9 protein-coding genes are annotated in these 10,707 nt (G+C 67.1%); 7 read left to right on the top strand and 2 right to left on the bottom strand.

Annotated elements, in window-relative coordinates; genetic code table 11:
- Positions 1 to 254: 254 nt before the first annotated feature.
- Genes ettA through QZY48_RS07820 form a run of 4 tightly spaced genes read left to right on the top strand, consistent with a single transcriptional unit; the run spans position 255 to position 3,288 of the window.
- Positions 255 to 1,922 carry an energy-dependent translational throttle protein EttA gene (ettA, locus tag QZY48_RS07835; RefSeq protein WP_295429841.1) on the top strand — a complete coding sequence of 556 codons (1,668 nt, stop codon included), beginning with the start codon at positions 255 to 257 and terminating at the stop codon, positions 1,920 to 1,922.
- Positions 1,922 to 2,797: an ATP-binding protein gene (locus QZY48_RS07830; RefSeq protein WP_295429839.1), complete on the top strand. Its 876-nt coding sequence runs from the start codon at positions 1,922 to 1,924 to the stop codon at positions 2,795 to 2,797. Before ettA ends, QZY48_RS07830 begins: the two co-directional genes overlap by 1 nt.
- A 25-nt stretch (positions 2,798 to 2,822) precedes the next feature.
- Positions 2,823 to 3,053 carry a hypothetical protein gene (locus QZY48_RS07825; RefSeq protein WP_295429837.1) on the top strand — a complete coding sequence of 77 codons (231 nt, stop codon included), beginning with the start codon at positions 2,823 to 2,825 and terminating at the stop codon, positions 3,051 to 3,053.
- Complete coding sequence (locus tag QZY48_RS07820) at positions 3,031 to 3,288, top strand: hypothetical protein (RefSeq protein ID WP_295429835.1); 258 nt, start codon at positions 3,031 to 3,033, stop codon at positions 3,286 to 3,288. Before QZY48_RS07825 ends, QZY48_RS07820 begins: the two co-directional genes overlap by 23 nt.
- A gap of 150 nt (positions 3,289 to 3,438) precedes the next feature.
- Here the strand turns inward: QZY48_RS07820 and QZY48_RS07815 are convergent, their stop codons facing one another.
- On the bottom strand, positions 3,439 to 5,166 hold the full coding sequence (locus QZY48_RS07815) for an asparagine synthase C-terminal domain-containing protein (RefSeq protein WP_295429833.1): 1,728 nt from the start codon (positions 5,164 to 5,166) through the stop codon (positions 3,439 to 3,441).
- Complete coding sequence (locus QZY48_RS07810) at positions 5,163 to 6,203, bottom strand: glycosyltransferase (RefSeq protein ID WP_295429831.1); 1,041 nt, start codon at positions 6,201 to 6,203, stop codon at positions 5,163 to 5,165. The genes QZY48_RS07815 and QZY48_RS07810 overlap by 4 nt, the downstream gene beginning before the upstream one ends.
- A 514-nt stretch (positions 6,204 to 6,717) precedes the next feature.
- Here QZY48_RS07810 and QZY48_RS07805 point away from each other — a divergent pair.
- The 3 genes from QZY48_RS07805 to QZY48_RS07795 form a co-directional block, all read left to right on the top strand.
- Entirely contained in the window at positions 6,718 to 9,540 is a 2,823-nt protein-coding gene (locus QZY48_RS07805) for a PEP-CTERM sorting domain-containing protein (protein ID WP_295429829.1), read from the top strand.
- 201 nt (positions 9,541 to 9,741) lie between these two features.
- Positions 9,742 to 10,242: a transposase gene (locus tag QZY48_RS07800; protein ID WP_295429828.1), complete on the top strand. Its 501-nt coding sequence runs from the start codon at positions 9,742 to 9,744 to the stop codon at positions 10,240 to 10,242.
- A gap of 243 nt (positions 10,243 to 10,485) precedes the next feature.
- A partial coding sequence (locus tag QZY48_RS07795; RefSeq protein ID WP_295429825.1) for an Rpn family recombination-promoting nuclease/putative transposase occupies positions 10,486 to 10,707 on the top strand: 222 nt, incomplete at its 3' end.

The raw sequence follows: 10,707 nt of genomic DNA, 5'->3' as shown, positions 1-10,707 counted from the left end.
TTACGACAACGACAACGACAACGACAACGACAACGACAGCGTACCCGGGATCTCGGTCACCACATCAGTTCTGATCGCACCCGACACCCAGCGCCGCTTGGACATTTCGTGGGCATCGCCCCACAATGGGTAACGCCGGTGCGGGCGCAGCGCTTGACGGCGCCGCCGCCCACCGAGACGCCGCCGCCCTTTTTCGTCAGCATTCGGCGCCCAAGTCCCCCCAACCCCGAACCAAGCCCCAAACACTCAACGCTATGGCTCAGTATATCTACACCATGAATCGGGTCGGCAAGGTCGTGCCGCCCAAGCGCGTGATCCTGCGCGACATCTCACTGTCCTTCTTCCCCGGGGCCAAGATCGGCGTACTGGGCGTGAACGGCTCGGGCAAGTCGACCTTGCTGCGCATCATGGCCGGACTGGACACGCAGATCGAGGGTGAGGCGCGCGCCCAGCCCGGCATCAAGGTCGGCTTTCTGCCCCAGGAGCCGCACTTGGACCCGACCCAGGACGTGCGCGGTAACGTGGAAGGCGCCCTGGGGCATATCAAGGAGGCCTTGGCCCGCCTCGACGCCGTCTATGCCGCCTACGCCGATGAGGACGCCGACTTCGATGCCCTGGCCAAGGAGCAGGCGGAGCTTGAGCACCTGATCGACGCCACCGACGGTCACAACCTGGAGCGTACCCTCGAGGTGGCCGCAGACGCCCTGCGCCTGCCGCCCTGGGACGCCCAGGTTGCCACCCTCTCCGGGGGCGAGCGGCGGCGGGTCGCCCTGTGCCGGCTGCTGCTGTCCAAGCCCGACATGTTGCTGCTGGACGAGCCGACCAACCACCTGGACGCGGAGTCCGTGGCCTGGCTGGAGCGCTTTCTCCACGAGTACCCCGGCACCGTCGTCGCCGTCACCCACGATCGCTATTTCCTGGACAATGTGGCGGGCTGGATCCTGGAACTGGACCGCGGCCACGGCATCCCCTGGGAGGGTAACTACTCCTCCTGGCTGGAACAGAAGGAGCGCCGATTGGAGTTGGAGGAGAAGACCGAGGCGGCCCGGGTCAAGACCATGAAGCAGGAACTCGAATGGGTGCGTGCCAACCCCAAGGGGCGCCACGCCAAGAGCAAGGCGCGTCTGGCCCGCTTCGATGAGTTGCAGACCACTGAATTTCAGGCGCGCAACGAGACCAACGAGATCTATATCCCGCCGGGTCCGCGCCTGGGAGACCTGGTCATCGAGGCGGTCGGGATCAAAAAGGCGTTCGGGGACAACCTCCTCTACGACAATCTCTCGTTTAACCTGCCCAAGGGCGGCATCGTTGGTGTCGTTGGCCCCAACGGGGCGGGCAAGACCACGCTCTTTCGTATCATCAACGGTCAGGAGCAGCCGGACGCCGGGCAGTTTCGGCTGGGCGAGACCGTCCAGGTCGCCTGCGTGGACCAGAGCCGCGATGCCCTCAACGACACCAAGACGGTGTGGGAGGAGATCTCCGACGGGCTCGACAACATCATCGTCGGCCGCTATGAGATGCCGTCGCGCGCCTACTGCGGGCGCTTCAACTTCAAGGGTGGCGATCAGCAGAAGCGCATCGGCGACCTCTCCGGCGGGGAGCGCAACCGGGTCCACCTGGCCAAGCTCCTAAAGAGCGGCGGCAACCTGCTCCTGCTCGACGAGCCCACCAACGACCTGGACGTGGAGACCCTGCGCGCCCTGGAAGAGGCCCTGCTCACCTTCCCCGGCTGCGCCGTGGTGATCAGCCATGACCGCTGGTTCCTGGACCGCATCGCCACCCACATGCTGGCCTTCGAGGGGGACTCCCAGGTGGTCTGGTTCGAGGGCAACTACGCCGACTATGAGGCCGATCGCCATCGCCGACTCGGCACCGAGGCCGACCAGCCGCACCGCATCAAGTACCGTCGGCTCTCCGCTTGATGAACAACGCTCTGCACCTGATCGAGCGGGCCGAGTCGCTCCTCGCGCGGCTGGAGCGCCTGCTCCCGGAGCCGCCGCCCACCGACTGGGGCGCGATGGCCTTTCGCTGGCGTAGCCGCGGCGGCCGGGCCTGGCTCGCGGCGCAGCACGCGCCCCACCGCCTGGACCCCGCCGATCTGCTGTGTCTGGAGCGCCAGAAGGCCGAGATCGAGCGCAATACCCGGCAATTCCTGGCCGGGCGCGGTGCCAACAACCTGCTCCTGTGGGGTTCGCGCGGGACCGGCAAGTCGTCCCTGATCAAGGCCGTCTTCACCGCCAATCAGGACCGGGGGCTGCGCCTGATCGAGGTGGACAAGGATGATCTGACGGACCTGCCGGACATTCTCGATCTGGTCCGCCCCCGCCCGGAGCGCTTCATCCTGTTTTGCGACGACCTCTCATTCGAGGCCAATGAACCCGGCTACAAGGCGCTCAAGGCCGCGCTGGAGGGGTCCATCAGTGCCACCCCGGACAACCTGCTGATCTACGCCACCTCCAATCGCCGTCACCTGATGCCCGAGTTCCAGGCCGAGAACCGCGAGGCGCATCTGGTCGACGGTGAGTTGCACCAGGGCGAGTCGGTGGAGGAAAAGATCTCACTCTCCGACCGCTTCGGCCTCTGGATCAGCTTCCACCCCTTCACGCAGGCTCAATACCTTACTCTGGTCCGCCACTGGTGCGGCCGTTTGGGGTCAGTCCCCGACGATTGGGCGCCGGTCGAGGCGGCCGCCCTGCAATGGGCTCTGCGCCGCGGCTCGCGCAGCGGGCGGACCGCCTGGCAGTTTGCGCGGGATTGGGTGGGGCGGGGCGGGCAAGATCAGGACGCGGCGCGGTAGATCCGGAACGAGTGAGTGCCCGCAAATGAACGCAAATGGGCTCAAGAACTTGGAGAAGGCGATCCGCTCCTCTGAAAAGCAGATCGCGCTACACCAGACCTGGATCAACGCCCCGGGGCCGAAGTTCGCGCCCGACGCCGATCCCGCCGAGATCCTCTCTCACCAAGTGCACAAGTGGCCACATGACATGGCGGGGCACCGTCAATCGATACAGACTCTGGAGGGCGTGATCCGTGAGCGAGATAACCCAGCGTGACGCAGCACTGGTAGTTCTGGAGCAGGTGATGCAGGTGGCCCGGCAGGCGGCCGAGGAGGCGCTCAAAGAGGACACGCCGTTCGCGCATGGCCTGAAGTCGGCCTACTACGACGTGTTGGCCGTGGCCCTGGAGCAGGCCGCCTTGTTCGAGTTGGACCCGGCGGCCTTTGGGCTGGGCGGCTATGACCCCGAGACGTTGCTCGTTGGTCATGGGCGTGTAGCGGCGACGGCATAGGCCCGACCGTCGGCACCGACAAGAAAAAGCACATGACCAACCCGCACGCCGCGCTCACGCACGGGACGGGGTTACTGCCCCGTCCAGCCCGGAGGCTTGATACCGCGGAGGACAGCTGCGGCTTCGCGTCTTTGCGTGAGATTCCTCGCTTCAGCCCAGCCGCCGCCAGTGGTTCTCGATCCAGGCGGACAGCACGGTCAGAGCCCACACCCGGAAGGCGACCTCGCGCCCCCCGGCGCGCAGGCGCTCCAGCGTCTCGGCGACCACCCGCGGGTCCAGCCCGGCGCCCGCCTGACTGAGTGCGCGCACCCGCTCCGGGCTCAGGTAGTGCCGGGGCAGGGCGTAGTCGTCCAGCGCCAGAAAGTCGGTGAAGGGGAAGTCGAAGCCGTGCTTGGGCTGATCCCAGAGGTCGCGGGGTACGCGGCGCGCCAGTGCCGCCTTGAGGATGCGCTTGGGCTGCGCGGGCGGGTAGCGCATGGCCACGGGGAGGGCGCGCACGAAGGCACCCAGGCGTGCGTCGAAGAAGGGAAAGCGCACCGCGAGCCCGGTCAGCCGGCTCGCCTCGTGGATCCGATCGTCCGGTTGAGTGGCCATCAGGCGGCTGAAGCGGGCGAAGTGCTGGCCCGGCCGGAAGTCGCGATAGGTCCGATAAAAGCGGGTGTGGGCGAGCGAGACGGGTTCGGCGCAGAGGCGCTCAAGCTCCCGGCGGGGCCAGCCGCGCCAGCGGATCAGAAACTCCTGCGGGTCGTCGAACTCCACCAGGGGATACAGCCCGGCGAGCGGACCGAGTGCGCCGCACAGACGGGCGGCGGCCCGGCGCAGGACGCGCGGGGCCAGGGTCGCGAGCCAGACCGCCTTGCGGCGGTGGGGCGCCGGCAGGATGCCGATCAGCTCATCGGCACCGGTACCGTCGAGCGCGACCGCACCCAGGCGGCGGGCGTCGCGGAAGGCGAGCAGGGTGGGGAGCGCGGCGGGGTCCGCGAAAGGGTGGCTGATGGCGGCCGTCCAGTCATCAAAGGCCGCCCGATACTCGGCCATGGTCGGGCGCAGAACCCGGTGGGGCAGACCCAGGTGCGCGGCGATGCGAGCGGCGATCGGGGCCTCGTCGCAGGCGCTGTCCTCGAAGCCCAGCGTATAGGCCAGGATGCGCCCCGGCGCGGCGGCGGCCGCCAGCGCGGCGATCAGGGCCGAGTCCACCCCGCCGCTCAGGAACGCGATGACGGTACCGGCCGCCGGCATCCGGGCGCGTACGGCGTCGTCCAAGAGCCGGTCCAGGGCGGTGGCGGCCTCCTCCAGGACCTGGGGCACCAGTGGGCGAGGGGGTGGTAAGCGTGGTGCGGACCGCGGTGCCCGGTTGGGCTCGACGATCAATTCCACCCCGGGCTCGGGGGACCGGACCCCGGCGTAGAGGGTGTTCGGGGTGGCGATGTCGAGGAAGCGCAGATACTCGTGCAGCCCGCGCCGACTGAGGTGCGGTGCGCCCCCCGGGCTGGTGACCAAGAGATCCAGGTCATCGCTGAAGGCGACGCCGCCCCCGGGAAGCGTCCGGTAGTACAGGTCCTGGGAGGCGGAGTCGTCCCGGAACAGGCACAGACGCCGGCCGGCCCGCTCCCAGCGCACCCGCAGGTAGTGCCCGTCCGGGTCGCCGCGCCCGGCGACGGCGTCCGGCGCCGCCGGGCCGCCGAACAGGACGCCGGAGACTGCCAGGACCTGCGCGGGCGACTCGGTGATCCGCACCCGCTCGCCCGGCCAGCACCAGAGCGCGAAGGGTCCGTCGCACGCGGCGCGGCCGGCCCCCATGACGGCGCACCAGGTCGCGAGCCCGGGTGACGCGGTGCCGGGCGGGTCCAGCCAACCGAAGAGACGGGGACCGGTCATGTCCCGTCGCGCGGTGGGGCCGCACCGGCGTCCCGCCCGCGTTGCGTCTGGCCGGAGCGAGGCCCGCGCAGCCAGGTCCTCAGCCAGTAATAGAGCGGTCGTGCCGACGGCCTGGTCCGCAGGGCCGCGGCGTAGGCGCCGCGCGCGCCCGTCCGGTCGCCGCGGCCCTCGCGGCGGTCCCCGATCAGGCAGTATTCAAAGGCGATCAGCGGGGCGATGCGCAACCCGCGGCGGCGCAGTTCCCCCGGCACCCGGCGCGCCTGGTCGCGCAGCACCTCGATATAGGCGAGCGCCATCGCGTCGCGATCCGCCGAGCAGTTGGCCCCATGGGTCCGCTTGAGTTCGCACACCTCGCGCGTGTAGGCGAAGGGGCAGTGCAGGGCCAGGCGTAACCACAGGTCCAGGTCCTCCACCAGGCGGCGCGATTCATCAAAGAGCCCGGCGGCCAGCAGCGCGTGCTTGCGGGCCAGCACCGTGCCGGTGGGGATGAAATTGTTGCGCAGGAGCTTGCCGTAGGGGTCCTCGACCAACACGGGGGCGCCCCAGAACCCCAGGTCGAGCCCGTCGGCCTCGAACTGGGTGAGCGCCCGCTCGCCCCGCGCATCGAAGCCCCGGCAGTCACCGAAGACCAGGCCGACCCGCGGGAACTGCGCGAGGATCGGCACCTGTACCCGCAGCCGGTCCGCGGGCCAGCAGTCGTCCGCGTCCAGAAAGCCGATCAGGTCCCCGGCCGCCGCCCGGATGCCGCGGTTGCGGGCCGCCGCGGGCCCGGCGTTCGCCTGGGCGATCAGGCGCACCTGGAGCGGGCCGCCGCCGTCCCGGCACCCCGCCACCGGGGCGGGCGCCAACCCAGTGCCGACCGCCAGGGCGAAGGCCGCGACCTGCTCCCGGGTCGCGTCGGTCGAGCCGTCGTCCACCACGATGACCTCCAGTCGGAACCCGCCCCCTTGGCCGGCGACGCTCGCCAGGGCCTCACCAATGTGGGCCGCCGCGTTGTACGCGGGGATGATGACGCTGATGGGTGGGGGCAGGGGCATCACCGGTCCGGTTGGTTCTGTCGTGCGGCGGGCGGATCACCCGCGGCCCAGGGGCCGGCGGGGTCGGGGCCGGGCGCCCAGTCAGGCCGGGGCCGGCCCCGCGGGGAAGTATCGGTGCATCGCCGCAGGCAGCGCAACCGCTCCGGACGGTCGGCGCTGGAATCTCGAGGTCACCCGGGCGTCCCGTTCCCGCTGGCGCCTTTGCGCCCGGCCCCGGATGGATGGCGTAGCGGCGCCGCCGAGCGGGATAGCGCTGTTGATCGCCTCCCCGGCAACCTGAACGGGCTGTCAGTTTTTTTTACACCCAGGCCCCTGCCCCAGAACAAGAAATTGCCTATACCATTGTTCTTTTCGAACATTTATTCAATGGTATGGGTATTGCTTTTGACAAAAACGACGAGACGAGCACGCCGCGGGTTTTCCACCGGGCAGTTGTATTGATCGTTGGAGTCCCGGTCCGAGCCCGTTACCTTAACCTAGGTTTGGAGTCAGCTATGAACGTAAGACCAAAGGTGTGGACCTTGGTGCCCATCGCGGCGGCCGTGCTTGCGGTTCTGGCGCCGGTGGTCAGGGATACGTCAATCAGACGGGCGGCACGCACAACTTCGTCAATACGGCCATGTACCTAGGTGACCAACAGGGCAGTTACGGGGAATACAAGCTGAGTGCTGGCGTTGTCAATGGCAGTTCCATCGCCTTGGGCGAGTGGGGCGGGCAGGGCAAATTCATCCAGACAGGCGGCAGTGTCACTGTCAACGAACTCTCTTTGGCGCGCCAGAGTGTGCCGGTCCTGAGCCAAGGCACTTATGAATTGAGCAACGGCGACCTCACCGTCAACGGCAACGAGCGCGTCGGCATCCAAGGTGTCGGTTCCTTTGAGCAGTTCAGCGGGACCAACACCGTAACCGGCAACCTCAGCCTGGCGGAAGCGCTCGGCAGCACCGGTACTTACACGCTGAGCAGCGGCATGTTGACGGTACACGGCCCTGACGACGAGGGCGCCGGGACTGGCGTGGTCAGCGTTGGCGATGCCGGGGTTGGCCACTTTACCCAGAATGGCGGTACGGTCGCGGCCGCTTGGATGGACGTCGGCATCCAAGCCAACCCCACCGCCAGCGACTATCAGCAAGCCGGCGGCTCCAATGCCGTAACTTACAATCTGGTCCTGGGTCGTGAGGCCGGGGCCAAGGGTACCTATGCGCTGCAGGGGGACGCCAGCCTCGAAGCGGGCGAGTTGGTCGTCGGTGCCTTTGGCGTCGGCACCTTTACCCAGAATGGCACCGCTGCCCAGAACCAGGTGGGCAGCGTGTTGCTGGGGTACAACGCGGGGGGCACAGGTGACTACCGGTTGGTCGCCGGAACCTTGACGTCCAACTGGGATCGTATCGGCATGGGGGGCACTGGTGTATTCACCCAGACCGGTGGTACCCATACGGTTGGCACGACGGTGGTCGTCGGGCAGGATGCTGCAGGAGACGGTAGTTATCACTTGGATGGCGGTCAGCTAACCGCCGGCTGGGAAACCGTCGGGCGGTATAACGGAAGCACGGGGCTGTTCGACCAAACCGGCGGCAACAACACCGTGGTTAATGACCTGAACGTCGGCGGGCAGGGAGGCGCAACCGGGCAGGGGGCTTACAGCCTCAACGGCGGCGACCTGCTCGTGAAGGGCAGCACCTATATCGGGAACCTCGGCAGCGGCACCTTTACGCACAGTGGGGGTACTCAGGCGGTCAGCAACGACCTGGTGCTGGGCAATGCATCGACGGGTCACGGCACCTATGACCTGAGCGGTACGGGCTCCCTGGCGGTGACTGGCCTGATCAGCGTCGGCGCTCAGGGCCAGGGTGATTTCACGCTGTCCGGTGTGCCGGCCGGAGCGGTGACGGCCGGCGGCATGACCATCGGGGATTTTGGCATCGGTACTTTTACCCAGGATGGCGGTACCGTCGATTTTGGCGGAAACCTGCACCTCGGCGAGAAGGCCGGCAGCAGCGGCACCTATACCCTGAGCGGGGCCGTAAGCATTCTGCGGGTGCGCGGCACCAACGAGATCGTGGGCGTGAACGGCGGCACCGGGCAGTTCACGCAGAGCGGGGGTACGCATACGGTCGATACCCGTTTAACCGTCGGCGGCGCTGAGGGGGCCACGGGCCGATACGATCTCACGGGTGGCAGCCTGGATTCCGCTATTACCGTGGTCGGCAGCAGCAGTGCCACTACCGGCGGTACCGGTGTATTCAACAACAGTGGCGGAGCCCATAGCCTGAGTCGTCTGGGACTCGGAGCCGGCCCCCTGGTTGGGCCGGGCGGCAACGGCACCTACAACCTGTCCGGAACTGGTTCCTTGCAGGCCTCCGACCGCATCGCTGTGGGCGCGGTTCCCGGCGGGGTCGGCGTCTTCAACCAGACCGGCGGGACCAACACGGTCGTCACCAGCGTCAATGTGGCGGAGGCGGTCGGCAGTACCGGGACCTACAACCTTTCGGGGGGCTCGCTCACGGTCGCCGACTTGAACGTCAACGCCGGCGGCACCTTCAACTGGTCGGACGGAACCCTTGCGCTGGGGGCGGGCAGCGGGACCCTGACCAACGCGGGTCAGGTGAACATCGGCGGCGGGGTGTCCGCAACACCCGTAACCCATGCCCTGAATGCGACGGTGGTCAACACGGGGCAGATCGAGGTGGCCGCGGACACGACCCTGTCCAGCGCCGGTCAGATCATCAATGCCGGCAACTTCAATGTGAAGGCGAGCGCCAAGTTGGACGGGGGCGGCAACTTCACGCAATCCGACGGCCTCTTGACCGCGGATGGCGTGTTGGCGCAGACCGGAGGTTTCAATCTGACCGGTGGTACCCTTAATGGTACGGGAACCATCGACGGGAATGTGATCGTCGCGGGTGCCCTGGTGGCCCCGGGCCATTCGCCCGGGACGCTCACGGTCAATGGCAACTTCACCTTCAACAGCGGAACGCTGGAGATTGAGATCGGTGGCACCGGCGCCGGTGAGTACGACCTGCTCGATATCAGCGGCAGCGCCGACTTCACCGGCGGGACCATCCTTTTTGCCTTCATCAACGGGTTCTTGCCGACCAAGGACGACACCTGGACGTTCCTCCAGTACGCAAGCTTGCTGTCCTTCAACCCAACGAGTGTACAGTACACCGGGCTTGCGAATGGCTTCAGCTATTCGGTTAGCACCCTGGGTGGGTCCTTCGTGATGACGGCCGACAGTGACGGTCAGGCGGAGGTCCCCGAACCCGGCACCTGGCTGCTCCTGGGCGTTGGACTCTGGGGCTGGCGCCGGGTACGCGGGCGTGCGGCGCCGGCTGCCTGAACCCGGGCGGGAAGACTGGTTGGGCCTGCGCCCCGTCCGGAGCGTTGCGGATGCCGCGTCAGACCCGCCGACGGCGTGGCCCGGCGGCAGCCTTGAATGCTCGGGGCGGGGTCAATGCCCCGTCCGGCCATTGCCAATGGCCCTTTCCCTGATCGAGCGTCATTCACTTGAGCGTTATTTACCCGAGCGACAGTAAACATCATGCCCTCACGCCGCGTGCCAGTGGACCTGAATGCCGGGACCTATTTCCTGACTCTCACGGTGCAGCGCTGGTATTACCTGTTCGACCGCCATAACCGCTGGCCGATCCTGGCCGACTCGATACGCTATTGCCGGGAGCACAAGGGTCTGGAACTCAACGGCTATGTGTTCATGTTGAACCACATCCATTTGATCGTTACCTCCCCGGACCTCACCGGCTTTCTGCGCGACTTCAAGCGGTTCACGTCCAAGCAACTGAAGGAGAATATCGCGGCCACCGAGCCGGGTGTCCTTAAGTTATTCGTCGATGACGCGGGGACCTATCGACTGTGGATGGATACGAATGCGCCGAAGAAGATCGAGAATCCGGATTTCTATGTGCAGAAGCTCAATTATGTGCATGAGAATCCGGTACGCAAGGGTTACGTGGCCCGGGCTGAGCATTGGGTCTGGTCTTCGGCAAATCCGGATTCGCCGCTGGAGGTCGGGATTCTGTCGTGACCCGGACTCGAGTCATTCCGTCGCCGATCATTGGCATGAGCCCGCAGGTCCGGAGAAAACGTTTCGGACGGGGCGGATGCCCCGTCCGGCAGTTTGCCAACCGCGCGTAACCCCTCGGTGGGGTTTCCCGCCAGGTCGCAAAGGCGCTGCATTTCAGCACTGTCGACGTTGCTCGCTGGGCCCGCCCGTGCAACACTTCGGGTTAGATCCCCGTCATCCAATCGGCCTGTGCGCCTCACCGCCATGCCCCGACCCCCACGCAAGCGTCCGCGTGTGCGCCCCTCCGCCAGGCGGGCACGGGCGCCGCAGGACGGCTCCTACAAACACCTGTTCTCCCACCCCGAGATGGTCGAGGGCCTGCTGCGCGACTTCGTACATGAGGACTGGCTGGCGCTGATCGACTTCAGCACGCTGGAGAAACAGGGTGGCAGCTATGTCACCGACGACCTGCGCGAGCGCGAGGAC

The sequence above is a fragment of the uncultured Thiodictyon sp. genome (genome assembly GCF_903828115.1).
Lineage (GTDB): Bacteria > Pseudomonadota > Gammaproteobacteria > Chromatiales > Chromatiaceae > Thiodictyon.
Note: the sequence above shows the minus strand (reverse complement) of the source record. Positions and strands in the feature narration are given on the sequence as shown.